Annotated in this window: 21 protein-coding genes and 1 riboswitch; of the genes, 11 read left to right on the top strand and 10 right to left on the bottom strand. The window is 32.3% G+C overall.

The genetic code is table 11. The features are described from left to right. Window positions 1-24 precede the first annotated feature (24 nt). Both KQI68_RS01890 and KQI68_RS01895 read right to left on the bottom strand, forming a co-directional pair. Window positions 25-1,422: a sodium-dependent transporter gene (locus KQI68_RS01890; RefSeq protein WP_216548390.1), complete on the bottom strand. Its 1,398-nt coding sequence runs from the start codon at window positions 1,420-1,422 to the stop codon at window positions 25-27. A gap of 93 nt (window positions 1,423-1,515) precedes the next feature. Then, window positions 1,516-1,839 (bottom strand): hypothetical protein, encoded by a 324-nt coding sequence (locus tag KQI68_RS01895; protein WP_216548391.1) that lies wholly within the window; start codon window positions 1,837-1,839, stop codon window positions 1,516-1,518. A gap of 61 nt (window positions 1,840-1,900) precedes the next feature. After that, window positions 1,901-1,987, bottom strand: a riboswitch (SAM riboswitch). A 362-nt stretch (window positions 1,988-2,349) separates the two neighbouring features. Here KQI68_RS01895 and KQI68_RS01900 point away from each other — a divergent pair. The 6 genes from KQI68_RS01900 (at window position 2,350) to KQI68_RS01920 (ending at window position 12,830) form a co-directional block, all read left to right on the top strand. Next, complete coding sequence (locus KQI68_RS01900) at window positions 2,350-4,467, top strand: HsdM family class I SAM-dependent methyltransferase (RefSeq protein ID WP_216548393.1); 2,118 nt, start codon at window positions 2,350-2,352, stop codon at window positions 4,465-4,467. Then, the gene (locus tag KQI68_RS01905; RefSeq protein ID WP_216548395.1) at window positions 4,464-5,837 is read left to right on the top strand and encodes a restriction endonuclease subunit S; all 1,374 of its coding nucleotides are present in this window, start codon (window positions 4,464-4,466) and stop codon (window positions 5,835-5,837) included. Before KQI68_RS01900 ends, KQI68_RS01905 begins: the two co-directional genes overlap by 4 nt. Then, the gene (locus KQI68_RS01910; protein WP_343221636.1) at window positions 5,821-8,796 is read left to right on the top strand and encodes a type I restriction endonuclease subunit R; all 2,976 of its coding nucleotides are present in this window, start codon (window positions 5,821-5,823) and stop codon (window positions 8,794-8,796) included. Before KQI68_RS01905 ends, KQI68_RS01910 begins: the two co-directional genes overlap by 17 nt. A gap of 23 nt (window positions 8,797-8,819) precedes the next feature. Further along, window positions 8,820-8,954, top strand: a complete 135-nt coding sequence (locus tag KQI68_RS10410) for a hypothetical protein (protein ID WP_281422228.1) — start codon at window positions 8,820-8,822, stop codon at window positions 8,952-8,954. An 859-nt stretch (window positions 8,955-9,813) separates the two neighbouring features. Further along, the gene (locus tag KQI68_RS01915; protein WP_216548398.1) at window positions 9,814-12,363 is read left to right on the top strand and encodes a DUF4268 domain-containing protein; all 2,550 of its coding nucleotides are present in this window, start codon (window positions 9,814-9,816) and stop codon (window positions 12,361-12,363) included. Between the two features lie 2 nt (window positions 12,364-12,365). Beyond that, complete coding sequence (locus KQI68_RS01920) at window positions 12,366-12,830, top strand: lipoprotein (protein ID WP_216548400.1); 465 nt, start codon at window positions 12,366-12,368, stop codon at window positions 12,828-12,830. Window positions 12,831-13,248: 418 nt separating this feature from the next. On the opposite strand, the gene KQI68_RS01925 is transcribed toward KQI68_RS01920, so the two are convergent. After that, window positions 13,249-14,661 (bottom strand): phospholipase D-like domain-containing protein, encoded by a 1,413-nt coding sequence (locus KQI68_RS01925; RefSeq protein ID WP_246541209.1) that lies wholly within the window; start codon window positions 14,659-14,661, stop codon window positions 13,249-13,251. 154 nt (window positions 14,662-14,815) lie between these two features. Between KQI68_RS01925 and KQI68_RS01930 the strand changes: the two genes are divergently transcribed. The 3 genes from KQI68_RS01930 to KQI68_RS01940 all read left to right on the top strand — a co-directional run bounded on the left by KQI68_RS01930 (window position 14,816) and on the right by KQI68_RS01940 (window position 16,541). Beyond that, a complete protein-coding gene (locus KQI68_RS01930; protein ID WP_216548402.1) occupies window positions 14,816-15,145 on the top strand; it encodes a (2Fe-2S)-binding protein in 330 nt (109 codons plus the stop codon). Between the two features lie 978 nt (window positions 15,146-16,123). Further along, entirely contained in the window at window positions 16,124-16,396 is a 273-nt protein-coding gene (locus tag KQI68_RS01935; RefSeq protein WP_216548404.1) for a type II toxin-antitoxin system RelB/DinJ family antitoxin, read from the top strand. Next, window positions 16,386-16,541 carry a type II toxin-antitoxin system mRNA interferase toxin, RelE/StbE family gene (locus tag KQI68_RS01940; RefSeq protein ID WP_216548406.1) on the top strand — a complete coding sequence of 52 codons (156 nt, stop codon included), beginning with the start codon at window positions 16,386-16,388 and terminating at the stop codon, window positions 16,539-16,541. Before KQI68_RS01935 ends, KQI68_RS01940 begins: the two co-directional genes overlap by 11 nt. A 499-nt stretch (window positions 16,542-17,040) precedes the next feature. Here the strand turns inward: KQI68_RS01940 and KQI68_RS01945 are convergent, their stop codons facing one another. Together KQI68_RS01945 and KQI68_RS01950 are read right to left on the bottom strand one after the other, a co-directional pair. After that, a complete protein-coding gene (locus tag KQI68_RS01945; RefSeq protein ID WP_216548408.1) occupies window positions 17,041-17,850 on the bottom strand; it encodes an alpha/beta hydrolase in 810 nt (269 codons plus the stop codon). A 69-nt stretch (window positions 17,851-17,919) separates the two neighbouring features. After that, window positions 17,920-18,669 (bottom strand): IclR family transcriptional regulator, encoded by a 750-nt coding sequence (locus tag KQI68_RS01950; protein WP_216548410.1) that lies wholly within the window; start codon window positions 18,667-18,669, stop codon window positions 17,920-17,922. A gap of 120 nt (window positions 18,670-18,789) precedes the next feature. On the opposite strand from KQI68_RS01950, the gene KQI68_RS01955 reads away from it, so the two are divergent. Beyond that, on the top strand, window positions 18,790-19,653 hold the full coding sequence (locus KQI68_RS01955; protein ID WP_216548411.1) for a fumarylacetoacetate hydrolase family protein: 864 nt from the start codon (window positions 18,790-18,792) through the stop codon (window positions 19,651-19,653). 43 nt (window positions 19,654-19,696) lie between these two features. Here the strand turns inward: KQI68_RS01955 and KQI68_RS10530 are convergent, their stop codons facing one another. The 4 genes from KQI68_RS10530 to KQI68_RS01975 form a co-directional block, all read right to left on the bottom strand. After that, window positions 19,697-20,377: a DUF3793 family protein gene (locus KQI68_RS10530; RefSeq protein WP_425516593.1), complete on the bottom strand. Its 681-nt coding sequence runs from the start codon at window positions 20,375-20,377 to the stop codon at window positions 19,697-19,699. Continuing rightward, a complete protein-coding gene (locus KQI68_RS01965; protein WP_216548415.1) occupies window positions 20,310-20,729 on the bottom strand; it encodes a flavodoxin in 420 nt (139 codons plus the stop codon). Before KQI68_RS01965 ends, KQI68_RS10530 begins: the two co-directional genes overlap by 68 nt. A gap of 460 nt (window positions 20,730-21,189) precedes the next feature. Beyond that, on the bottom strand, window positions 21,190-23,268 hold the full coding sequence (locus KQI68_RS01970) for a 5'-nucleotidase C-terminal domain-containing protein (protein WP_216548417.1): 2,079 nt from the start codon (window positions 23,266-23,268) through the stop codon (window positions 21,190-21,192). Between the two features lie 99 nt (window positions 23,269-23,367). Then, window positions 23,368-23,886, bottom strand: a complete 519-nt coding sequence (locus KQI68_RS01975; RefSeq protein WP_216548419.1) for a nitroreductase family protein — start codon at window positions 23,884-23,886, stop codon at window positions 23,368-23,370. A 447-nt stretch (window positions 23,887-24,333) separates the two neighbouring features. Here KQI68_RS01975 and KQI68_RS01980 point away from each other — a divergent pair, with 447 nt between their 5' ends. Continuing rightward, the gene (locus tag KQI68_RS01980) at window positions 24,334-24,996 is read left to right on the top strand and encodes an S-layer homology domain-containing protein (RefSeq protein ID WP_216548421.1); all 663 of its coding nucleotides are present in this window, start codon (window positions 24,334-24,336) and stop codon (window positions 24,994-24,996) included. Window positions 24,997-25,484: 488 nt separating this feature from the next. Here the strand turns inward: KQI68_RS01980 and KQI68_RS01985 are convergent, their stop codons facing one another. Beyond that, a complete protein-coding gene (locus KQI68_RS01985; protein WP_216548422.1) occupies window positions 25,485-26,357 on the bottom strand; it encodes an acetamidase/formamidase family protein in 873 nt (290 codons plus the stop codon). Window positions 26,358-26,629 lie beyond the last annotated feature (272 nt).

A 26,629-nucleotide genomic window follows, 5' to 3' on the forward strand; every position in this document is an offset into this window, starting at 1 on the left:
AGCATCAAAAAGACACTCCATAAATCATCCCTTCAACAAATAAAAAACACCTGTTGATTGAAGGAATAAAATAAACATAATAACTGGACAGAAATATTTAATAATCACTGCATAAAGCCTCTTTCTCGAAAACTTCTTGCCTCCTCTTTCCATCTCATCAATAACCCACTGCGGAGTCATAATCCATCCGATTAAAATAGAAGAAAGAAGAGAAATAAAAGGCATCATAAAACTATTGCTAATATAATCCATAATATCTAAAAGCTGACCAGTAGTACCATTAGGCAGATTAACCTCTACATAAAAAGTACTATAACCTAGAGCAATAACACCAGTGGCAATTAAATAAACAATAGATAATACAACAGTGGCTCTCTTTCTCTGTGCATTTAAAATCTCCATATAATTTGCAACAATAGATTCCAAAACAGAAATACAAGAAGTCAAAGCAGCAAAAGCAGCAAGAACAAAAAATACAAAACCTATAATTCTGCCGCCAAGTCCCATCTGTGCAAATACCTTAGGAAGAGAAATAAACATAAGACCAGGCCCTGCGCTCATACCTTCCAAACCAAGGAATACAAAAACAGGCGGAATAATCATAACACCTGCCAGAAAAGCAACACCAGTATCCATTATCTCTATCATTGAAACAGACTTAGAAAGATCCACATCCTTTCTCACATAAGAACCATAAGTAATCATAATACCCATAGAAACACTAAGAGAAAAGAAAAGCTGACTCATAGCATCAAGAGAAATCTGCAAAAATCTCCCAACTGTCATCCCAGTAAAATCAGGCTTTAAATAAACCATAAGACCATCAATACCAGTTCTAATCTCGCCATTTGGAGCAGTTGCCTTTAAAGTAAGAGAATAAATAGCAATGCCAACAACCATAAAAAGAAGCACTGGCATAATAAACTTAGAAACTCTTTCAATACCCTTCTCTACACCACCGTAGACAATAAAAGAAGTTAGTAGCATAAAGAATAAACTAAACCAAACAGAATTTGGCGAAGAAATAAAATTAGAAAAAGTATCGCTTTGTGAAGCAATATCAACCTTACCAGTCAAAAACAAAATAATATAATTAACAATCCAACCACCGATAACAGCATAATAAGTCATAATAAGAACTGGCACAATAAAAGTAATAATACCTAAAAATTTCCATTTCTTTCTCATGCTCTCATAAGCATAAATAGCACTCTTTCCAGTCTTACGACCTATGGCAAGATCAGTAGTCAAAAGTACAAAACCTACTGTAAGGACAAGCACCAGATAAATTAAGAGGAATACCCCTCCACCATTTTTCGCTGCAAGATATGGAAATCTCCATAAATTTCCTACACCAACAGCAGAACCCGCTGCAGCAAAAACAAAGCCAAGTTGTCCAGTAAATCCCGTCTTTTTTTCCATCATTTCCCCCTTATATAAATTAATAATGTTCATATCATAACATAAAATAGAAGAAATGATTAATATAAATATAAATTTAAAAGTGACTAAAAACTATTTAAAAGATAAAAATTCAGAGTACTTATTAAACTTAATCAAAAATTCCTCGAGAGAATAAAGTTTACAATCATCAAGAGAAGAGTGCCTGCATGCACGATAAACTAAACCAAATCTTCTTAGTCTTATATTTACAAGAACAACAGGATAATCATAGTTCCAAGTAACACATCTAAAACCACAATGTTTTAAAAACCTATAAAACTTCTCCCTCTTATAAAAATCAGCCTCCCTAACAGCATAAGGCAAGATTTTTTCCTCATCCCAGTAAGCACCTTTGCAATTTTTTTCATAATTTTCATAATAAACTTCTAATAACATTTCATCCTCCTTAAAATTAGAGAAGAAAAAAGCACCCATCGTCTGATGGATGCAAAATATGTATCCATCGTTCAAGCGTTAGCACCTTGCCAATTGGTAGGTTGCTGAAGGGTCGATGAGCTTGTCTCTCGCCTTCTCTTTATGGTAATTACATTATATCATATAGTTTAAAAATCTTTATTTTTTTATTGAAAAGAAATAATAATTAATAATTTTGAAATGGTATAGTACCTAATGCAATTAATTTTCATAGGTCTGGGATACCCACAGGGCACACAGCAGTCCCAAGCATGAGTAGTTTTTTAAATTTTATAAGTTTATGATGATTATTAGCATAAATAAAAAAATAAGAAAGGGGACAGTCCCAAATTGTCCCAAATTTTCATAAAACTTATGAAGAATATCTCAAATAAAAATTAAACGAAAACAAAATCAAAATTTTTAATAAAAGCATTATGATATAATTAAAAAAACAATGTTTTCAATAAATTTATATAAAGGAGAATTAAATTGAAAGAAAATTTAATTTCAACAGAAGTATGGGAAGACATCCCAGTTGACATATCACAAGAGGCAAACTTTATATGGGGTATAGCAAATAAATTAAGAGGAGTTTACATGCCAGACAAGTACGGCGATGTAATAATCCCCATGACAATAATAAGAAGATTTGAATGTGTCTTAGAAGATACAAAGGAAGAAGTAGTAAAAACTTACGAAAAAAATAAAAATTATCCAGCCTTTGCCATGTATCAAATATCTGGCAAGCAGTTTTACAACACATCAAGATTTAACTTAAAAGAACTTGTCAACGACCCCGACCATATCGCTGCAAACTTTAAAGCATATATAGAAGGATTCTCTGCAAATGTAATAGATATACTTGAACAATTAGAAATAAATACACATATTGAAAAAATGAATAAAGAAAAATGTCTATTCAATGTAGTGAAGGCATTTTCAGAATTAGATTTGTCAGAAGAAAACTTCGATCCAATAAAAATGGGATACATATTTGAAAATCTAATAGGCAGATTTTATCAAAACGTAGATGCCGGACAGTTTTACACAGGTCGTGACATTATAAAGATGATGGTATCAGTCCTAACAGCAGAAGGATGCGACGATGTGTATCAAGAAGGCAAGGTTATAACAGTACTTGATCAAGCCTGCGGAACAGGGGGCATGCTTTCCACAGCATATTCTTACCTTCACAAACTAAATCCATTAGCAGATATAAGACTATTCGGTCAAGAATTTATGGGGCAATCCTACGCAGTTGGAATGGCAGAAATGTTAATAAAAGGACAAGATGCCAACAACTTCAAACACGCAGACACATTAAAAGAAGATTGCTTTAGAGATGTTGAGATGAGATTTTTACTAGAAAACCCACCTTTCGGCACACCATGGAAGGGTGCAGATTCAAAAACTGGTCAAGAAGAAGCAGTGCTAGAAGAACATGCAAAGGGCGAAAAAGGAAGATGGGGAGTTGGACTTCCAGCAGGCGGCGACTCACAACTTCTATTTATGCAATCAGCAGTGGACAAAATGGCAGAAGGCATAGGAAGAGCGGCAATCATTACAAATGGTTCTCCACTATTTAATGGAGGAGTATCATCAGGCGAAAGCCAAATAAGAAGATGGCTACTTGAAGAAGATTTAATCGAAGCAATAATAGCAATGCCAACAGATTTATTTTACAATACGGGCATAGCAACATATGTGTGGATACTTTCAAAGAATAAAAGAGAAGAAAGAAAGGGAAAGATTCAGCTAATCGATGCAACAGAAATCTATCATACACTTAGAAAATCACTGGGCAATAAGAGAAAAGAATTTACAGAAGAAGATAGAAAAATAATTACAAAACTATACTCAGACTTTGAAGAAAATAAAAAATCTCAAATACACGACAATAGAGAATTTATCTACAGAGAATACACAGTGATGCAGCCACTTCAAAGATCTTATAAAATCGATGAAGAGAGATTAGAAAACTTACTTACATCAGGTACTCTTGATAGCTTTTATAACGAAGCAAAGCATACTGAACTCCTAGAAAAAGAAGCAAGTGGAGAGAAATTAAAAAGAACAGAGATTAAAAACTTAGAAAAGTTCAATGAAAATGAAAAAGTTTATGAAAAAATATTTGAAAAACTAAGAGAAAATATATCTGACAAAAAATACATTTCTAAAGAAGAATTTGAACCAGTGTTAAGAGATGTGCTTGGGCATTTAAATAACGACATAGACAAGAAAGACTTTAACAAAATCCTTGATGGACTTTCCCTAATGGATAAAGAAGCAAAAATCGAAAGGGACAAAAAGGGAAATGTAGTCTATGACAAAGACACTAAGGACACAGAAATAGTAAATATAAGAGAAAATATAGATGACTACATGAATAGAGAAGTGCTGCCACATATACCTGATGCAGTGGCATTCTTTGAAGAAGATGTATATGCGAAGAATCCTAAAATAAAAACTGGAGCAGAAATACCATTTACAAGATACTTTTATGAGTACGAAGCACCAAGACCTTCAGAGGAATTGGAAAGAGAATTTTTAGAATTAGAAGATTTAGTAAATGAAAAGGTGAAGAATCTTTTTGGAGAGATACAATGACAAGGAAAATGAAAGATTCGGGAATAGAATGGATTGGAGAAATACCTGAGGATTGGGAAGTTTCATTATTAAAGTATTTAATTGTTGATCGTCAAGGTGGTGTTTGGGGTAATGAAGAGAATTACGAAGATATTACTAATAATAGAATATGTATAAGAATAGCCGATTTCAACTATCCAGAAATGATTGTTAATAAAGATAAAGGATTCACTATAAGAAATTACAAAAAAAGAGAAATTATTAAATATACTTTAAATAAAGGAGACATTCTTGTAGAAAAATCAGGAGGAGGAGAAAAAACTCCTGTAGGACGAACTGTAATTTGGGATGAAGATATTGAAGCATTATATGCAAATTTTATTGAAAGATTAAGGGTAGATAGTTCCAAAATTTCACCAATGTATGCTCAATATTGCTTTTATTCTTTTTATGGGATGGGTGGTTCAAATTTATATTTCAATCAAACAACGGGAATACAAAATCTTGATATTACAAAAATGATGGGAAGTTTAAAGTTTCCATTACCAAATTTAATACAACAAAAAAAGATTGTCGATAAACTGAACTTGTATCTAGATGATATAAAATCAATTACATTAACTATAAATCAAGAGATTAAAAAGCTTGAAGAATATAAGAAATCTGTCATCACAGAGGCAGTAACAAAGGGTCTCGATAAAAACGTGGAAATGAAAGATTCGGGGATTGAATGGATTGGAGAAATTCCAAAACATTGGAAGACACCAAGAATAAAAGATGTAGCCTTACTGAAGGCGAGAATTGGTTGGCAGGGATTAAGGTCAGATGAATTTTTATATGATGAAAATTTACCTTATCTAATTACTGGAACAGACTTTAAAAATGGATATGTTAACTGGAGTACATGCGTAAGAGTATCTGAAGAAAGATTTCACTTAGATAGAAATATACAAGTTAAAGAAAATGATTTATTAATAACTAAGGATGGAACAATTGGAAAACTTGCGATAGTTAGAAATTGCCCTAGCAAAGTAACTTTAAATAGTGGCGTATTTGTAATGAGAAATCAAGGTAATTATAAATATATAGATAGATACATGTATTACTTATTACAATCTATTCAATTTGAATTATGGTTTGAATTAAATGATTCAGGAAATAGTACTATTAGACATTTATATCAAAAAGATTTTTACAACTTTAAATTTACCTATCCTTCGATAGAAGAACAAAAAGAAATAGTCGACTACCTCGACAAAAAAACTAAAACAATAGACGAATCTATCCAAGCCAAAGAAAAGCAACTTGAAATCCTAGAGGAATATAAAAAATCCCTCATCTATGAATATGTTACTGGAAAGAAGGAGGTGCCAAGTGAAGAGTTTATTTAACGAAAGATATGAGTTTCAAGAAGAGTTTATAAAAGAGCTTGTTTTAAATGGTTATATAGAGAGAAAGAATGATAATTTTGACAGAAGTTTTGCAATGGATAGAGAAATTCTTTTTAAATTTCTTGAATCAACTCAACCTAAGGTCGTGGAAGAATTAAAGAAAGTTTTTAAAGATGATTATGAAGAAACTATTACAAGCTTTATAAATAATGAAATCACTAAAAAACATGGTTCTCTTTTAAACACTCTTAAAAATGGTTTTGAAATTTCTAATAGAAAAGTTGAATTAATGTACACAAGACCTGCCACTGATTTTAATAAAGATTTAAACGAAAAGTATGAGAACAATATTTTTTCCGTGATGCAAGAGGTCACTCCCAAAGATGATGAGAGAGTTGATGTGGTTATATTTTTAAATGGTCTTGCAATTATGACCTTTGAACTAAAGAGTGAGTTTTCTGGGCAAAGTGTTGAAGATGCTATTTGTCAATATAGATTGGAAAGAGACCCTAAGTCAAGATTATTTTTGTGGAAGAGTGGTGCTCTTGTTAATTTTGCAATGGACACTTCAAATGTTTTTATGACTACTAAGCTTGACAAGGAGAAAACTTTCTTTATGCCCTTTAACATGGGTAGAGGCGAGGGCGTAAACACTGGTGCCGGCAATCCAATCTTTGATGATAAGTATTCTGTCTCATATATGTGGGAGGATATTCTAAAGAAAGATACAATCTTAGAACTCATTAGCAAATTTATTTTCATTGAAGAGGCAGAGTCTGTGGATAATGTAACTGGAAAGACTTCTATCAAAGAAACTGTGATTTTCCCAAGGTATCATCAACTTGATCTTATTAGAAAGATTTTAGCTGATGTCAAGGTCAATAAGACCAGTCTTAATTATTTAATCGAGCACAGTGCTGGATCTGGCAAGACTAATTCCATTGCATGGCTTAGCCACAGACTTGTTTCTGTGCACGATGATGACAATGAGGTTATCTATGACAGTATTGTCATTATTACAGATAGAGTTGTTGTAGATAGACAGCTTCAAAAGGCGGTCTTAGGTTTGGATCATGCTCATGGGCTTATTAGAGTTTTAGATGATAATTCTAATTCCAATGATTTAAAGATTGCACTTGAATCTAACACCAAGATTATTGCCACAACTATTCAAAAATTTCCTTATGTGGTTGATGAGCTTAGAAATTTAAAGAATAAAAAGTTTGCTGTTATTATTGATGAGGCTCACTCTTCTACTGCTGGCAGAAATATGCAGGCTGTTACAAAGTCTCTTGGTTCTGATGATTTTGATTATGAGAATGAAGATGACATGATAATCGATGAGATTAAAAGATCTGGCAAGCAATCCAATGTTTCAATGTTTGCATTTACTGCAACTCCAAAGCCTACTACTCTTAGAATGTTTGGAAGGCTCAATAGATACGGTCAGTACGAAGCTTTTCATCTTTATTCTATGAAGCAGGCTATTGAGGAAGGTTTTATATTAGATGTGCTGGCAAGCTACACTACTTACAGGACTATGTATAAGATTAATAAAGCTGTTAAAGATGATCCTGAGCTTGAAACTTCTGATGCTAAGAGACAAATCGCAAGGTTTATCGAGCTTCACGACACTAATATTACACAAAGGGTGCAAGTTATTATTGAGCACTTTAGAAATAATGTGATGAATGGTCTAGGTGGTCAAGCAAAGGCAATGGTTGTTACTGCTTCAAGACAAGGTGCAGTGAAGTACAAGAAAGCCTTTGAAAAATATATTGCAGACCATAAGTATTATGATATCAATGCTCTTGTTGCCTTTTCTGGGAAAGTCATCTTAGAAGATGATGAAACTGTCTACACTGAAGTAGGCATCAACAAGATGAGCGAAAGCGATGTGCCAAATGCCTTTGATTCTGATAATTACAATGTGATGATTGTGGCGAATAAGTATCAAACTGGTTTTGATCAAAAGAAGCTCTGTGCAATGTATGTCATGAAAAAGCTAAGGGGAGTTAATGCTGTTCAAACTTTATCAAGACTTAATAGAGTTTGTCCGCCTTATGACAAGAAAGTTTTTGTATTGGATTTTGAAAATGACTACGATGATATCAAAAATGCCTTTGCACCTTATTACACAACTACAATTCTTGCAAATGACATAACTCCAGGCAGGATTCATGAGCTTGTAGTTACTATTGATGCTTATAATGTGATAGATCCTCTTGATGTGGAGAGATTTAACGAGCTTATATTTAAAGAACGAAAGAAAAATATTACACCAACTGAGAAGAAGTCGCTATTATTTATCCTAAGAAAAACTGAAAAGAATGTGAGAGGTTTAGAAGAAGATCATTTCATGGAATTAAAATCAACTATGAATGGTTTTAAGAGATTCTATGAATATTTGATTCAAGTATCTTGCTTTGAAGACAAAGAAGTGCATAAGAAATACATCTTTATCTCTTATTTGCTTGATTTGTTAAACATAGGAAGTGGCGGAGGAGGATTTGACCTCAAGGGCAAAATTTCTGCCGAAAACTTTAATCAAGAAAAGATTGGAGAGTTTAACAAAGAAAACATTCCTAAACCTTTCGTAAATATAGCAAGTGCTGGTGGATTTGCTCCGCCTGAGGACAAGATAAGGAAGTTATCGGAAATACTTGAAGAGATAAACGCAAAGAGCGGCATGGACTTTGATGTTGATGTTGCAATGTCTGCAATTTATCAAATTAAGGACATTATGATGAAGTCAGATAAACTTAGAACTTCTGCGAAGAATAACACAGAAGATGACTTTAGATTTTCATATTTTTCTAATGTAAATGATGCACTTGTAAAGGGACTTGATCAAAATCAAGACTTCTTCACAATGCTTTTAAACGATCAAGATATGAAAAAAGAAGTCTTAGGATTATTTATACCTGAGATTTATAAAAGTTTGAGACAAAATTTATGATTATTATTAAGCAGGTGGTCCTTTTGGATTATCTGCTTTTTGTTTATGTGATTGTCTCAAGAGGGCTGTCCCTTGTTGACGATAAAAAACATTATAATGAAAAAGAATTGATAAAAAAGAAAGAAGAAGATAAAAGAAGGGGCTGTCCTCGCAAGTGAAACAGCATTAAAAGAAGCAGCAACAAAGGAAAGGGGACAGCCCCTTTTAAAATTTGAAAACATAATTCTTAGATGAAAAGCTATAAGAGAAAACAACAAAATAAAAGCAAGGGACAGCCCCAGTTTGTGGTGAGTGGGACAATACCTGGAAAATCAAATCTTAGAGGGCTGTCCCTTGTTGTCGATAAAAAAACATTAGAATGAAAAAGAATTAATAAAAAAGAAAGAAGAAGATAAAAAAAGGGGCTGTCCTCGCAAGTTGAAAGAGCATGAGAAGAAGCAGTTGGTAGATTTTTGGGACTGTCCCAGACCTAATAAAAAATAAAAATAATTTAGGTTGATAATAATTTGTAAAAGAATTAGGTTTATGGAGCTTGGGGCTGTCCCATGTTAGAAAAAGTTACAAAATTAATAAATGCATTCTATTAACAAATAATAATAGAACATAACAAAGGGGACAGTCCCAACAGAATAGAAAACTTTTTACGCAAGGTGTGGTGTGTAGGACAATACCTGGAAAATCAATCTAAGAGGGCTGTCCCTTGTTGACGATAAAAAACATTATAATGAAAAAGAATTGATAAAAAAGAAAGAAGAAGATAAAAGAAGGGGCTGTCCTCGCAAGTGAAACAGCATTAAAAGAAGCAGCAACAAAGGAAAGGGGACAGCCCCTTTTAAAATTTGAAAACATAATTCTTAGATGAAAAGCTATAAGAGAAAACAACAAAATAATAAAAAGGGACAGCCCCCGTATGGGTAACAAAGAGATCATCCCCATATTGTCAACTCCATCTACTTTTTGCTTTAATACTCTTATGCTAAAATATAATTATATTAAATAATAATTAAGGAGGTAATTATGCAAGGTGGTGCTACTCAACTTCTATCTTTTTTAGAGGGTGTAAACAATAGATACATTATTCCAGTTTATCAAAGGAGTTATGATTGGAGAATTGAAAACTGTAAGCAATTGTACAATGATCTTTTAAGTCTAATAAAAGATAATAGGGAAAATCACTTCTTTGGAAGCATTGTTTCTGAAGCTCACGGAGTCGGTTCTAATATTAATATTCATATAATTGATGGTCAACAAAGACTTACTACTATTACCCTTCTTCTTCTCGCTATTTCAAACCTTATCAAGAAGGGCGAGCTTGAATCTAATTACAATGATTTGGCTAATCAAATTTTAGAAGTTTATATTATTTCTAAATGGGCAGAAAAAGACAATATGATTAAACTTATTCCCATTGAAAAGGATAGAGAAGCTCTTAAAGTTTTAATTTTAGGTAGTGATGATGAATACATACAAAATTCCAACTTAACTATTAATTATAATTATTTTTACGATAGGATTAAAAAAGATTTTAATAATGTCGATGAATTTTATGATGCAATTAAAAGACTTCAAATTATTTCTATAAGCTTGGATAAATATGATGATGCACAACTTATTTTTGAAAGTTTAAACTCAACTGGTCTTGCACTTAGCGAAGGTGATAAGATTAGAAACTTTATCCTTATGAATTTATCTCCAGCAGAACAGGTTAGGTTTTATGACAATTATTGGGTTAAAATCGATAAATTTACAAAGAAAAACATAGACAGCTTTGTGAGAAATTACATGAGCATTAAGACTAATCGCACTCCCACTATGTCTAAGGTTTATATGGAATTTAAAAATTATGTAAATAAGTCTGATATTTCTCTTGAGGATTTGTTAAAAGATATGCTTAGATATTCTAAGTTTTATGAAAAACTTTTAGATGGAAAAAGTGGTCTTGATAGCAAGAATCTCGACAGGATTTTATTTAATTTAAAAAGGCTTGAGATTACTGTAACTGAACCATTTTTTATGGAGATTTTTAACTTAAATGACAAGGGTGAATTATCTACTGATGAGCTTGTTGAAATTTTTAAGGTTGTTGAAAGTTATTTATTTAGAAGAAATATCTGCGATGTTGCAACTAATGCACTTAATAAAATCTTTTTAAATTTAAACAGAGAGATACTTAGATATGATGGAACTTGTGATGATTATGTTGAGAAATTAAATTATAATCTTATGAATAAAAGGGACAGCGGAAGATTTCCAGATGATGACGAGTTTTATGAAAGTCTTGATGCTAAACAAGTTTATTTAATGCGTGGTAGATACAAGAATTATTTGTTTAATAAGTTTGAAAACTTCAACACCGTTGAGACTAAGGATGTCTACAATCATCTTGATGAAGGGACTTATAGTATTGAGCATATTATGCCTCAAAAGTTAAATAAGTCTTGGATAGATGAATTAGGTGAAAATGCTGAAGAAATTCACGACAAGTGGATTCATAAGCTTGGCAATCTAACACTTACTGGCTACAATTCTGATATGAGCAATTCCTCTTTTGAGAAGAAAAGAGATGCAGAGCATGGTTTTAAGAACAGTGGACTTAGAATGAATCAAGGCTTGGCACTTATCGATTCTTGGAATGAAGATGAGATTATAAAAAGACATAAGAGTATGCTTGATATGGCAACTAATGAGATTTGGAGATATCCTATTTCTAATTTTAAGCCTAAAGCCAGGGAACTTGATTATTGTTCATTAGCTGATGAGGAATACAATTTGAGTGGTAGAAATCTTGTGAAGATTAATTTTCGAGGAGATGAAATTGATACAAGTACATGGGTCGATGCTTTTATTACTGTTATAAGAACGCTTCATGAAGAAGACAAGTCTATTTTGATTGATATTGCCAATAGAGATGAGAATGATATTTTGTCATATAGTTTTTCAATTTCTAGTGAAAGATTTAATAATTTTGAAAAGATTGATGACAATATTTTTGCAAATACTAATAGTAGCACAAATATGAAGGTCAAGATTTTAAGAGAATTGTTTGAATTGTATGATGAGGATTTAGAAAATCTTGTATTTTATTTGGGCGATAGAAAAAGTGTAGTAAGTGACAAATTTTTAATAAAAGAAGAGTATTGGAGCTATGCACTCCCTATAATTAAAGAGAAAAACGAAAAGAATAATCTTTTTACAAATGTTAATAAAGGCTCAGGTACTTGGATAATAGGCTCTTTTGGAATAGGTGGTTTTGGAATTTTCTGTTGGTTTTATAGGAGTATGGTTAAAGTTTCAATGATATTAGACAAATCTGACAAAGAATATAATAAAGCAGCTTTTGATTATTTATTTAAAGATAAAGAAGAAATTGAAAACAATTTAGGTTTCAAATTGTCATGGAATAAATTAGAAGATAAAAAATTATCAAGAATTGATGTAGTATTAGAAGATGAAAATTGTTATGATAAATCAAATTGGGACAAATATGCAGATTTTCAAGCAGAGATGAGCGATAAGCTCTATAACGAATTAGTTCCAAGACTTAGAGAGTTTAAGAATATGAGGTAGTTATGAAAAAATTATTGCTTTTAATTTCTATAATATTTATTTTAACTGGCTGTAGCAAAGGGGAGGAGATTGTTTTCAAGACTGGTGAGAGATATCAGTTTAATGAGTTTTCTGTGAAGATTATAGATAATGAGGAAGAGGTTTCAAGTGTTGAGATTTTTAATTCCAAAGATGATGAGAAGAAAAAGGATAGAATTAAAAACTTGCTTTCAGATTTAGATATTTCTGATATTGGAAACAGCTACGATTCCATTCCTGATAAGAATAGTTTAATTATCGTGTTTAAGAATAAAAATAATGAAGATACTTTATACATGTATGATTCTGAAAGAGATGGAAATACAGGTAAGTTCCATTATTCCTTTTATGGCGAGATTGAAGGTAAGGAAGTTTGTCTTTTATCTGATTATGATATGATTACTGAGATTATGAAAATTATTTATGAAGATTCTTCAATTAAAAAGTAGTTCTTATTAAATATTAGGAATAAAAAAGACTAAGAGGGCTGTCCCTTGTTGTCGATAAAAAACATTAGAATGAAAAAGAATTAATAAAGAAGAAATAAGAAGATAAAAGAAGGGGCTGTCCTCGCAAGTGAAACAGCATCAAAAGAAGCAGACAGCCCTCGCTGTGCCGTTGATTCTTTTCAACTCAATCTTCCTTTCAGTCGATTTCGTTGTAAAGAACGTAAATCTTGTGTTCACACTCAATTTACTATCATTAAAGGGCAGCCTGCCAAGGATTCCATCTCGTGTCTTCGACAATCATCTTGCTACCATTCTCGACTCGCTCTAAAAATGGGGACAGTCCCGAAGTAAACCTGCCAGGGACAGTCCCCAAAGTATGAATTTCAGTCTCCAAAGTACGACACTCTTCTCGCTACCATTACCACGTGCATAGTCCAGTTTTTTCTTGCACCTTCCAAACTGTTCTCAAAAACAATCCTTCTTCTTTATTTTCTTCTAAAGGTACAGTGTACTGTGCGTCTTCATTATTCCAAATTCTTGCGAAATAATTTTTTATCTCTTCATCTATCTTTGAATTTTCATTCATCATTATCTCAACATCAGTTTCTAAATTAAAGTCATCTAAATTTCTTCTTGTGAAATTTGCTGATCCAAGTATTGCCACATTTTCTCGATTTTCATTTTCAAAATAAATCATTTTGCTGTGATACTGCTCGCCTGATGTGTTGTAAAATTTTATCTCAAGCTTTGGAAAGTCTTCTTTTAACTCTGTAAGTGCTGGTCTATTTGGTGTTCCATTCTTTTCAAGTCCAAAGGCATCTTTGTTTAAGTCGGCGATAATTTTCACATCAACTCCACGGTCGCTGGCATTTCCTAGTGCTCTTAACACTTCAAATTCGCTGATATAAAATACTCCTACATTGATTTTATCTCCAGCTTCAGCCTTCTCAATATTTTCCATTATCGCTTTTTTAATTTCGCCTTCTGAAATTATTCTAAGTTTTTCATCTGATTTAGCAACTTCTTCTGCTCTATAATTTTTTATTATTTCAGGACCATTTTCGAAAAATATCAATTCTGATGCTATTAAATCTTCCATAGGCTTTCCCTTAAATTTCACTCCCACATTTTCATGATATGCACTTGGGTCGTGTGGATTTGCAGATGCTATTATTGCATTGTTTTCTGATATTAAAACTTTTCTGTGATTGCCCTTAAAGTTTGCAAGTTTTAATATGGAGCGAAGATTTACTTTTGGTCCGTCTTTTTGAAAGAAATTTCGAATCCAAGTTGGTCCCGCTGTACCAAAGTGTTTAAGATAAGCTCTGTATCCGCCAGAAATAAAGACATTGGAGTCACGCATTTTGTCATGGTCTGTCACCACAACATCAATTCCATTTTCTCGAAGTCTTTTAATATTCTTTTGCTCATAGGCTCCGTAAAAATTATTAATTGGATCAGTTACAAAAAGTATGGGCATGTCAGCATTTTCTTTTTTCTTTGTTATTAATAGGTCTGTCATTTTTTCCACTTGGTTTGGATATTCTACATCTTTGTTGTATTCGTCGTTAAATAAAAACAAATCAATTATTAAAAACTTTTCAGCCTCATTTATTAATTTCATTTCTTCGTCAAAAATATTCATTTCGTGATTTCTGTTATTGTTTTTAAGATAAGTCAAGTCATAGAAAAAGTCTAAGTCCACGTTTTGAAACTGGCTAGAAACATTGGTGCCAGGTGGATTTTTTGTGTTCATGCTGTATAGAATGGGAACTATGATTAATGCGAGAATTACTAAAATTATCATGTTTTTCTTCCTTTTACTTTTCATAATTTGCTCCTTTTATAATTTAGCGAGAAGTTTTTTCTTTCTTTATCATTATATCAAGAACTTATATTATATTAAATTAATTTATCATATTGGAAAGTGGACAAAATTAATATATAATAAAATAGGTATAATTTTATTTTAGGAGGAAAAAAGAATGGCAAGTAATATAGAAACAGTATGTACTAGAAATAATATTTCTTACAAAGCTGTAAGAGGCGCTATGATGGAAGGCGCAAGAACTTTAGATGAACTAAAGGAAAAAGCAGGCGTTTGTGGTGAATGTGAAACTTGTAAGGAACATATCCCATATATTTTAAAAAGTCTTTGTGGATGTGGAGAAGTTTCAATGAAAACTGTTCAAGATTTAGTTAAATCTGGAGTTAATTCTTTAGAAGAAATTATGGAAAGAACTGGCGCTGGTCAAGGTGAAGACTGCGGAAAGTGCCAAGGACTTATTCAAAATATAATTGACCAAGGATATTGATAATTTTAACAAATCGAAAGACGGGTCTTGAGAATATAAGTGTAAATAATCTTAAAAAAGTTGTAAATACTCAAAGTACTTTTGTACAATTTAAAATATTTATGCAAAGCAGGTTGATCGTAGAGGTCAACCTGTTTTACCTTTTGTATAGATCTTGTTTATGAGGGCTGTCCCTTGTTATTATTTTAAAATTTATCAATTTGAAAAACATTATAAAAAACTATATTTTGTCAATAAGAAGGGGCTGTCCTCGCAAATAAAACAGCATGAAAAGAAGCAGCAAGAAAAGGGAAATGGGACAGTCCCAAGTTTCATAAAGTTTACTTTTTAATAAAGTATTTTTTCTACTTAATCTATTTTTTTAATATGAGATATGGGACAGTCCCAAAATACCCAGCCGCATTCGGGAACAAGAGCACTGAAAGTGGATGCTGCGTGCCTGGGGACTGTCCCTGACAGGTTAAAAAGGGGACCGTCCCCGTTTTTGAAAAAAGAAATATTAAAAAGAGGGAAAAAAGAATGCAAGAGGGATGCCTTTCAGAGCTGTCCTCGCAAGTGAAAAAGCATCAAAAGAAGCAGACAGCCCTCGCTGTGCCGTTGATTCTTTTCAACTCAATCTTCCTTTCAGTCGATTTCGTTGTAAAGAACGTAAATCTTGTGTTCACACTCGATTTACTATCATTAAAGGGCAGCCTGCTATGAATTTCGACATTCGTCTCGATACCATTTCCGACTCGCTCTAAAATGCTCCTTACCCAGTCGCATTTTATTAGCTCCCTGGATAAGGTTTTTCATCAATTCAAGCTCCTTTCAGTCGCTTTCATTGTGAAAACCGCTCATCTCGTGTCTTCGACACTCGTCTCGCTACCATTAAAGGACAGTTCGCAATAATAAAATAAAAGTAAAATTGTAAGTACAGTGTGTTGACAATATACGAATTTTGAAATATTATTATCTTAATAATAAGGAGATGAGATTATGTCCACAACAAATTTAAATATACGCACGGACAAAGAAATAAAGGAGACAGCAGAAAAGATTTATTCAGAACTTGGGTTAAATATGTCAACTGCTGTAAACATGTTTTTAAGAGCAAGTATTAGAGAAAATGGAATTCCTTTTGAATTGAAACTAGATATACCTAATGAAGAAACTTTATTAGCTATTGAAGAAGCCAAAAGAATAGCAAAGGATAATAGTATCAAGGGTTTTAATAGCATAGAAGATTTGAGGAATTCTCTTGAAATATGAAATAAAATATACTAGCAAATTTAAAAAAGATTTAAAGTTAGTCAAAAAACAAGGAAAGGATATTGATAAACTTTTTGAAATCATTGAAAAAATTGCAAATGGAGAAGTCTTAGAGGAAAAAATAGAAAATGGGGACTGTCCCTGACAGGTTAAAAAGGGGACCGTCCCCGTTTTAGAAAAAAGAAAGATTAAAAAGAGTGAAAAAAGGATGCAAGAGGGATGCCTTTCAGAGCTGTCCTCGCAAGTAAAAAACATCAAAAGAAGCAGACAGCCCTCGCTGTGCCGTTGATCCTTTTCAACTCAATCTTCCTTTCAGTCGATTTCGTTGTAAAGAACGTAAATCTTGTGTTCACACTCAATTTACTATCATTAAAGGGCAGCCTGCTATGAATTTGACACCATTTTCGACTCGCTCTAAAAATGGGGACAGTCCCGAAGCAAACCTGCCAGGGACAGTCCCCAAAGTGCATCTAGTGTCTTCGATACTCGTCTCGCTACCATTCGCGACTCCCTTGTAATTGCTCCCTATTCGGTCGCAATTACTTCGGTCGCTGCATAAGGTTTTTCATCAATTCAAGCTCCTTTCAGTCGCTTTCATTGTGTAAACCGCTCATCTCGTGTCTTCGACACTCGTCTCGCTACCATTAAATTCTATTGTTTATCCAAAGTAAAGTATCATCTATTACTTCATCTTTTAAAAACTCATTGTAAATTTCATGGCATGCCTTGCCGTAGATTTTCATTTCTTTATCTTTAGATCCAGTTTCTCTAAAGAAATCTAAAGTGTCTCCATATCTTACTAAATCATCTTCTTCGCCGTGAAGCATTAATACTGGGTATTTAAATTCGCCAACATTTTTGTAAAAATAATCTAGTCCGTTTTTAATTTCATAGGCAATTGAAACTGTATATTCTTTTAAATTTAGCGGATCATTTACATAATCTTCCACTACTTCTTTTACAGAGCAAACTCCATCTCCTAGGTCATTTTTAAGAATTGTATTTCTATCAAGCCCCTTTGGAATTTCTGCAAAAAGCTGTCTGTTGTCAAATGTTACTGCTCCTGATGTGATAATTCCTTTAAGATTTTTGTCTTTGTATTTTGCACCAAATACTGAAACTGCAAATCCACCCATGGAGTGACCAAGTAAAAAGCATGGCACATCATTGTCTTCAATTAATTTATCTACGAAAAAATTAACATCGTTAATCATGTCATTATAATCTTCAAGATATCCTTTTTTAGTTTTTTCTGCACTTTTTCCGTGACCTCTGTGGTCAAATCTAAGTACAGAAATGTTATCCTTATTTAGTCTTTCTGTTAAATAGTCGTATCTACCAAGATGTTCACAAAGTCCATGTACTATTAAGATTGCAGCTTTTGGACTTTTTACATAATTTTCTTTATAATATAATTCACTTTCGTCAAAAGATTTTATAAATCCATCTTTCATATGTATCACCTCAAATTCATTTTATCATAAATTGGCATAAGAAAAAGGACTGCATTAGCAATCCTTAAACTATTTAAATGAATATCCCAATTTTTTAGAAAATTCAATGCTGCAGCTTTTAACTGCATCGATATAATCCTTTTTAATTTTTTCGTCCACTCTTTCTTTTGGCACAACTACTCCAATGGCACCAACAAGCTCTGATTTATGATTAAATACTGGAGCACCAATGCCTATGGCGTCTCTGATGTATTCTGAATCAGATATTGAAATTTTGTCTTCTCTTATTTGTTCAAGCTCTTTTCTAAGTTTTTCTCTGTCAACACTTTCACTAAGGTAAGACTCAAGATCTCTGTCTAGATAGTAGTCGATGTATTCCTTAGGTTGAAAGGCGAGGACAGTTTTTCGAATGGCTCCCTTATGAAGCTCTATTTCAAGTCCGAAGTTTTCTACTATTTTAAGTGAGTGTTTTCCCTCTGATTTTGCAAGGACAAGGCCCTTATCTCCAGATTTTATTATTAAAAAGGCGTCTTCCATGGTTTTGTCTGATAATTTTTTTAGAACTTCTTTTTCCACTTCTCCCGGGTCGATATTCGAAGATGCCTTCATACCAAGTGAAATCAAGGCAGGTCCCAAGGTGTATAGGGGCGTTCTTTTGTTTTTTGTAACATAGCCTACATTTATAAGTGTAGATAAAATTCTATGGCAAGTACTAGGTGGTATGTTTAAGATTTCAGAAATTTCAGCGATTGTAAGTTCTCTATTTGCATCTTTTAATGCCTCTAGTACATTAGCTGCCTTTACTAAACTTTGAATCATTATTTCACCTTCCAAGAAAATTATATCATAATATGGACTTCATTTCATCATAAGAAATACTTATGCCTATTTTTATAAATTTATTTAGCTTGGGTATAATATTTAAAAGGAAGGTGCTTTATGAAATTAATTAGATATGAAATAAATAATAAAATTGATATTGGAGTTTTAAAAAGAGATAAAATTTATCCCTTTAAAAATTACAGTCTATCAAAAAATTATACAGATTTAAAAGATTTTGTCAAAAATTATAATTCAGAAGATTTTGAAAAATTAAAAGAAGATGGAAAAGATTTTGTAAATATAAAAGATGTGAAAATTCTATCGCCTTTTGTAAACTTAGATCACGACATGATTTGTGTGGGATTAAATTATAAAGACCATGTTGAGGAGAGCGAAAAGTCTAAAATCAAAGCAGGGGAAGCAGAAAACGCCACATATTTTTCCAAGAGATGCGAAATTATTTCTTCTCCTGATGAAGTTTTAGAATATGATTTTTCACTTGATGAAGCACTTGATTACGAGACAGAGCTTGGTGTAATTATTGGCAAGAGGGGAAAAGACATAAATTACGAAGAGGCAAAAGATTATGTATTTGGTTTTACAATTGTAAATGATTTTTCTGCAAGAAATCTTCAAAAAGATCACGGACAGTGGTATAAGGGAAAGAGCATCGACGGATTTTCTGCAATGGGTCCTGTAATTGTAACTTCAGATGAAATTGATGGAATGAATTTAGATTTAAAAACTTATGTCAATGGAGAGCTTCGTCAAAATTCCAACACTAAGTACATGATTCGTGACATTTATAAATTAATCGAAGAATTTTCAAGAGGAATCACTCTTGTTCCTGGAGATGTATTTGCTACAGGTACTCCAAAGGGAGTTGGCATGGGATTTAGTCCAGAGAAATTTTTAAAATCTGGCGATGAAGTTAAATGCGTTATAGAGGGAATAGGAGAACTTAAAAACTTTATTAAATAGAAAAAACTCTTCACTGTATATTGGGGGTATACAGGAAGAGTTTTTAATTTTTATTATAAAGGATTTCACTATTTGTTTTAGTAAGTAAATAGGATTTGGCTACTATCCATTTAAAAAAATCGTATATAAAAAATTTGCACTTAGATACTAATACATTTTCGTAACATTTCCAGTAGCCTACATATTTGTAACATTTGTCGCAACTTGAAAAGGCTCTGACATCTTTTAGAGGGTATCCGAGAAAGATGCCAATTTCATGAGGACATGAATCTAAGTCTTTAAATTTTTCCGCTAAAAGTTTAAGACTGTTGTTTATATTTTGAGGGGTATTATAATCCATGCTCATTAAAAAGTTTGCGACTTCTTTATTACACAGTCTTTTTGAAAGACATTTTTCGCGATAAAAATAAACCAATATATTATCTGAACTTGATCTTAGAACAATTGAATTTAAATTAAATTGATTTTCGAAATACACTTTATTTTCCATAAAACAATTGCAAAGATTTCTATCCATTGATTTTAAATTGATGAGGGTGCCAATCTTCTTTCCGTAGACAGTTGGCGCTGTATAAAATTTTAAAATTAAGTAAAGATAATTAAAATCGCTTAAGAAGTTTATGTCTTTAAAAAAATCTATGTAATCTTTTTTGAATTTATGCTTGGGCCAAAGCTTTTCCGGCCATTTCGCAGTCATCAATTGCATCGTCATCTGGTGCGTCATATGCAATTACTGCATCGATAATCTGTGCACCAAAGCCTTGAACTTCTTCTTCCCAAGTTTGCATCCATTCACCATCAGCCCATTCGTAAGATCCGAATAATAAAACTTTTTTGCCTTTTAGAAGCTCGTTTACACTGTCCATGAAAGGTCTCATTTCAGTTTCTTCCAATTCTTCAGCGCCCATTGCAGGACATCCAAAGGCAACTTTATCAAAATCCTTAACATCATCAACTGATGCTTGACCAACTTGAATAAGTTTACATTCTTCGCCAGCACCTTCAATACCTCTAACTACAGCTTCAGCCATAGCTTCAGTATTACCAGTGCCACTCCAATAAATTACATTAATCATTTATATTCTCCTTTTGAAAAATTTGATAAATATTTCTATTAAGTTTTCATATGTATTTTCCAATAAATATTAAAACTAGAATTTCTCCAGTCATAGAGAAAAAATGTAAAGTAAGTTAATATCTCAAATGACGTTTGATAACATTTATCAACTAATGAGATTGTACAATATTTAACAAATTATTGCAATAGGTTTTAATAATAATTATCAAAAAACTTTGCGAAACTTTTTTTAATGTATTTTTTGTTGTATATAATATTTAGTCATAGTTTTAAAACTTATTGTGTGAGAATTTTTGATAAGTTTAAAATTTAAAATTGACTAAAAATTATTTTTAAAATTTTAAAATTATAAAAGTTTTAATTTATTATTTTCAAAGCACGAATTGATTTATTTATAAATTATTTAAATTTAGACAAAAAAATAACCCCGGCTTTCACCGAGGTTAAAATTTAAAATCTTATGCAGCGTTTTTAGCTTCGCCTACTACATTTATACGATTTTCAGTTTTGTATTCAAATCCATTAGGATTTTCTTTTGTAAGTTGTCTGATATAATCTTCAACGATTTTTGCAAGGGAACCGTAAAGTGCTTTTTGAGTCTTTCCTTTAAACATATCGTATCCATCTCCACCAACTGCCATAAAGTCGTTAGTTGCTAGAGTGTAAGTTTTAGAAAGATCAATTGGAGCTCCACCAACTTTTACATTAGTTGCTTTACTTGGTTTACCTGCAACTAAATCAAAAGTAATTCCTGAAACGTGAGAGAATTGTCCTGCTGGATTTGGATAGTCTTTAACGCCGTGGTTTAGAGCATCAACTATGTCTTTTCCAGTAACTTCAATTACAGTCATTGCGTTACCAAATGGAAGAACAGTAAATACATCTCCAACTGTTACATCTCCAGCTTTTATAGAAGCTCTGATTCCACCACCATTTGTGATAACAACATCAGCTTTTGCTTCTTTTCTCATTGCATCAGTGATTAAGTTACCAAGGTTAGTTTCGCCAGCTCTTACTTGTTCTCTTTCGCCATCAAGATTAGTAGCTGTTTTTCCTAAAACTTCTCCAAGAACTTTTTCTTGTTCTTTAGATAGGTCGTCAATTACTTTTTGAACCTCAGCATTTTCTCCATAAGAAAGTGCCTCAGATTTTGTAATCATTCTTGATTTTACATTTCCATCTTTGGAAATTGTTGTAAAACCAATATTCCTTAAAGTATCTCCAGTAGATGCGATGAAAGAATTTCCAGTTTTTTCACCATTTTTAAATAATGTGTGAGAGTGACCGTCAATCATTACATCTACACCCTTAACATTTTTAGCAATTTTTTCAGTTGTTACATCAGAAGATTCATCTGTACCAACGTGGCTTATCATTACTACAACTTCTGCTCCTTCTTTTCTAAGTTTGTCAGCTTCTTCTTGAGCAATCTTAGAATTTTCTTCTACAGTTTTTGAAATAGCGATGCCTTTTGTATTTCTTGGGTCAGCCTTGTATTTTGTTTCTGGAGTTGCAAGTCCAAAGATACCTACCTTTAATCCATCAACATCAATAACTTCTCCCTTAGAGAAAATTGTTTCGCCAGTTTTTTCATCAAATAGATTTGATGCATACCATTTAAATTTAGAATTTTTGTGATTTTCTAAAGCTGATTCTTTAGAATAGTCAAATTCGTGGTTACCAGGAGCAAAAGCATTAAGTCCTAGCATATTCATTACAGTAATTACATCTGCACCTTCGTTAAGTGATGCGAAGTTTGATCCTTGAGAAGCATCTCCAGCATCAACTACAATAACTTTTTTGTTGTCATTTTTAATTTTATCGATTACATTTTTGTAATTAGCATATCCAATATGCTTGTCGTCAGCATTTACAGCACCGTGAACATCATTTGTGTGAAGTATAATAAGATCATCTTTGTAAACGCCAAAGTATAGGTCAGTTTTTCCTAAAGTTTTAACAGTTGTGTGAAGCATTTTTGCAGCTTCTGATCTTTTGATATCTCCAGCTGGTTTAAAGCTTCCGTCAGGATAACCATTAATAATTTTCTTTTCAACAAGAGCTCCTACAGAACCTTTGTCTTTGATAGCATCTTTATCAGAGAAATTGTTAGCTTCATTTTCTTTGTCTTCTAATTTATAAACAGTTGATAAAATATCAGCAACTTCTTCTCTTGAGATAGCTTCGTTTGGTTTAAGTTCTCCAGCTGCATCTTCAATATATCCAGCAGCTACTGCCTTTTTAACATCAGAATAGAACCAATCAGAATCTTTAACATCAGTAAATTTTACATCTTTTTCATCTTTAAAGTCTGCAAATACATTTACCATCTTGTAAAATTCTGCTCTTGTGATGTTTCCTTCAGGTTTGAAAGTTTCATCAGGATAACCTTTTACAATATCCTCTGAGCTTGCCCAATTAATATCTGCACTAGCCCAATGCTCTTTATCTACATCGGAAAATGCGAATATAGATGTTGGCATTAAAACTGTTGCAAGAGCTATTGGTGCGATCCACTTTTTAATACTTTTTTTCATAATTACCTCCATAATAAATTTTATAACTAAACTATATCATATAAGAAAACTGGGAAATATTACAATACCGTAAATTATTGTAAATTTAAATTGACAATATTAAAATTCGTTGTAGTGAACTTTTGAAGAGATGTCAAATTCTTCGTGATCTTTAGTTCCAGATTTTTTATATCCAATTGGAATTAAACAAGCTGCTCTGTATGGTTTTTTAACTCCGAAGTTTTCTTTGAAATATTCTTCATAGGAAATTTTACCAGCAGTGTTTCCTTCGACTACATTGATCCATGAAGTTGAAATGCCTTCTTCTTCGGCAAGAAGTTGAAGATATGCAGCAGTAAGAGATGCTTCTTCGACCCAAGTTTTGCAGATGTCAGTATTTGCAACTAGAATTACTATACATGGAGCTTCTTTTAAATATAGAGTTGCAAAGGAATCCATTTGTGAAAGCTCTTCGATTTTGTCCTTATCATCAACTACTATAAATTCAATTGGATGTGAGTTACCATTGCTTGGTCCCATTGAAGCATACATTAAAATTTCTTCAAGTAGCTTTCTATCTACTTCTTTATCTTTAAATTTTCTTACAGTTCTTCTTTTAAGAATTGTTTCTTTTAACAAATTAATCACCTCGCTCTAATTTTATCATAATAAATAGTTTATGGGAAACTTGAAAATATTTGCATAATAAGTTTTAGTTAAAATTGTACAAAAAATAAACAATAGAATAATGGGGGCTTCAGCTTAAATTGAGATTAAAAATCTTTTTGAAAATATTTTCACAAAAGTATTGACAAAAATTTTCTCTTGAATTACAATATACATGAAGTGAAAACTTCATCATCTTTTTTCTTCCCTTAGAGAACAGTTAGTATTACATATGCTGTTCTCTTTTTTTGTGCAAAATTTTAAAAACATCTACTACATAAAGTATTATTTTAAAAATGGTATAAAAAAAGCACAATATGTCAGAAATATTACAAAGCTCTGCCTTTGTAACATAAACTTAAAATAGAATCTGTGTTAAATTTCTTTATATGAGATATAATGAATGTGAAGGTGATAAGAATGAATAAGTTGAAAAAGCTTTCATTGATCTTTATCTCCTCAACATTGATTTTAACAAATTCTGTATTTGCTAGGTCTTTTAGAGATTTAAGAGGCCATTGGTCAGAGTCATCAGTTGACTTTATAACTGAAAGAAATATTATGGCAGGTTATGAAGATGGCAGCTTTAGGCCAAATGAAAATATGACTAGAGCACAGTTCTACTCAGTTGTAAATAATTTAGCAGGTCTAGATAAAACTTATACAGTTACTTTCTCAGACGTATCTACATCAGATTGGTTTTATAATGATGTTGCAAAGGCAATTAAAGCAGGTTATATAACTCCAACAACTGGAAGATTAAATCCAAACAGAGAGATAACAAGAGAAGAAGTTGCAGAAATTCTAGTCTACATTTATTCAATACCTCAAAAGCCATCAGCTATTAATGAATTTTCTGATAGTAATTCTATCAAAGGTTCTGCGAGAGGCGCTGTAGGTGCTCTTGTAGATGCAGGGTTATTAAGAGGATATTCCGATGGGAATTTCCATCCAAGAAGATCAATTAGGAGATCCGAGGTGGCGACACTATTTAGATCTATGATAACTAAGTATGACTATCCACAAAAGAAAAGCTTAAATAGTAGCAAAATTAAATTTGGAAGCAGGGAACTATACGAATAAGACAGGTTTTAATGCCTGTCTTATTTTTGTGTCTAAAATTATATACAATGTAAAATCTTGGTAAAGTATAAAAGATTATAAAAAATATTAATTTAATAGTGTTTAGAAAGTTCAAAAGCAGGATATGTATTTATTAAGTACAATTGTCAACACTTATATGATAATAAACCTTATAAAATTGCGACAACTTCTTAAAGTTTTTAAACTTAAGCAAAGATTTTGTTACCGCTGCGTGCCCTATGGGTATCCCTGTCAGGTTTGCTTTGGGACTGTCCCTATACTTCTGTTATCTTTGGTTTTTGTGCTTTTTTCAATGCTTTCTTTTTCCCAAAAACGGGGACGGTCCCTTTGTTGACTCGGTCAGGGACAGTCCCCTAAGCTATAAATTTAAAACATTTTTGCCAATAATTAACCAACTTCTCGAGTGATAAGCAAAAAGGTCGGAGACGTTAAGAATTTTCACATAAAAAGAGGGTTTCCCATCTTTTTTATCTCAATAAATCTTTTTTTATTTCCGCTCTCATAGTCACATTAGGATTTACTATCTGACAAGCCCTCACATCAACAGCAAGACTCATCAATATATAAGCATCTTCAAAACTCAGGCCCTTCTTATCCATAATTAACTCAGCCATATTTGCAAGTGAAAGATTTGTCGCTTCATCTATATTTTCTCTTGATGCAAGCATCATAAACTTATCATCAGTCTCAATCATTGGAGTTTTGTACTTAAAATCTTTAATAACCTCAACAACTACATCTACAGATCCGCTAATCTCTGCAGCAGCACCACTAATTTCTCCGTCACCCATAGCTGCGTGAAGGTCGCCAATTGCAAGTAGTGCTCCATCAACTTCAACTGGAAGGTAAAGCGTAACTCCTTCAGTGATTTCTTTGCAATCGAGGTTTCCGCCGTGGTCTCCAGGAGTGCCAGTGTTTACCGCTTCTCCTGCAGGTGCAGTTCCAATTACTCCTATCATTTTATTTATTGGAAATTCAATTCCTTGAAACTTTATCTTTTCATTTTCAACTTCAATTATTCTAGTCTTTGACTCACTTACTCTTTCTCCAAGTCTGCCAAAGCCAGGCTCAGCCACAGAAACTGCAGAACCCTTAAGATTAATTTTGTTAATAAAAACTTTTAGTACATCTCCAGCCTTTGCATCTTCAATATAAATTGGACCAGTGGCAGGATTTACTTTATTAAAATCAATACCGCCAAGTTTTTGATCCTCACTTGTCAAAGAACATGAGAAACAATCAAGAGTTTCAAAAACAATATTATCCCCAGACTTTGCTCTCGCAACGGGAGCATTATTTTTATCCATTGCATAAATTACAGTGTTATTTTTAATAATCATAGCTACTCCTTTTTAAAATATTTTATCAATTATTTTTATCTATTATAACAAATATAAATTAAAAGTTCTTAGATAAAGCTAATTTATCAATCCAAATGTAACCCATTACTAGAATAATAATAACTATTGCTGCAATAAAGATAATAGTTGAATATTCTGAAATAAAGGAATCTAAAGAAAATAAACTAGCCGCCAACACATTGACGGGCTTAAATATAAAAAACAATAAAAATATTTTAAAATTATTTGACAGTTTTTCCAATATCACATAA

Source organism: Peptoniphilus ovalis, assembly GCF_018919265.1.
Lineage (GTDB): Bacteria > Bacillota > Clostridia > Tissierellales > Peptoniphilaceae > Peptoniphilus_A > Peptoniphilus_A ovalis.

What these genes read in the sequence shown, in the direction of transcription:
- KQI68_RS01890 (WP_216548390.1), bottom strand. Translation starts at nt 1,422, where the DNA reads ATGGAAAAAAAGACGGGATTTACTGGACAACTTGGCTTTGTTTTTGCT.
- KQI68_RS01895 (WP_216548391.1), bottom strand. Translation starts at nt 1,839, where the DNA reads ATGTTATTAGAAGTTTATTATGAAAATTATGAAAAAAATTGCAAAGGT.
- KQI68_RS01905 (WP_216548395.1), top strand. Translation starts at nt 4,464, where the DNA reads ATGACAAGGAAAATGAAAGATTCGGGAATAGAATGGATTGGAGAAATA.
- KQI68_RS01915 (WP_216548398.1), top strand. Translation starts at nt 9,814, where the DNA reads ATGCAAGGTGGTGCTACTCAACTTCTATCTTTTTTAGAGGGTGTAAAC.
- KQI68_RS01920 (WP_216548400.1), top strand. Translation starts at nt 12,366, where the DNA reads ATGAAAAAATTATTGCTTTTAATTTCTATAATATTTATTTTAACTGGC.
- KQI68_RS01925 (WP_246541209.1), bottom strand. Translation starts at nt 14,661, where the DNA reads ATGAAAAGTAAAAGGAAGAAAAACATGATAATTTTAGTAATTCTCGCA.
- KQI68_RS01930 (WP_216548402.1), top strand. Translation starts at nt 14,816, where the DNA reads ATGGCAAGTAATATAGAAACAGTATGTACTAGAAATAATATTTCTTAC.
- KQI68_RS01935 (WP_216548404.1), top strand. Translation starts at nt 16,124, where the DNA reads ATGTCCACAACAAATTTAAATATACGCACGGACAAAGAAATAAAGGAG.
- KQI68_RS01945 (WP_216548408.1), bottom strand. Translation starts at nt 17,850, where the DNA reads ATGAAAGATGGATTTATAAAATCTTTTGACGAAAGTGAATTATATTAT.
- KQI68_RS01950 (WP_216548410.1), bottom strand. Translation starts at nt 18,669, where the DNA reads ATGATTCAAAGTTTAGTAAAGGCAGCTAATGTACTAGAGGCATTAAAA.
- KQI68_RS01955 (WP_216548411.1), top strand. Translation starts at nt 18,790, where the DNA reads ATGAAATTAATTAGATATGAAATAAATAATAAAATTGATATTGGAGTT.
- KQI68_RS10530 (WP_425516593.1), bottom strand. Translation starts at nt 20,377, where the DNA reads ATGACGCACCAGATGACGATGCAATTGATGACTGCGAAATGGCCGGAA.
- KQI68_RS01965 (WP_216548415.1), bottom strand. Translation starts at nt 20,729, where the DNA reads ATGATTAATGTAATTTATTGGAGTGGCACTGGTAATACTGAAGCTATG.
- KQI68_RS01970 (WP_216548417.1), bottom strand. Translation starts at nt 23,268, where the DNA reads ATGAAAAAAAGTATTAAAAAGTGGATCGCACCAATAGCTCTTGCAACA.
- KQI68_RS01980 (WP_216548421.1), top strand. Translation starts at nt 24,334, where the DNA reads ATGAATAAGTTGAAAAAGCTTTCATTGATCTTTATCTCCTCAACATTG.
- KQI68_RS01985 (WP_216548422.1), bottom strand. Translation starts at nt 26,357, where the DNA reads ATGATTATTAAAAATAACACTGTAATTTATGCAATGGATAAAAATAAT.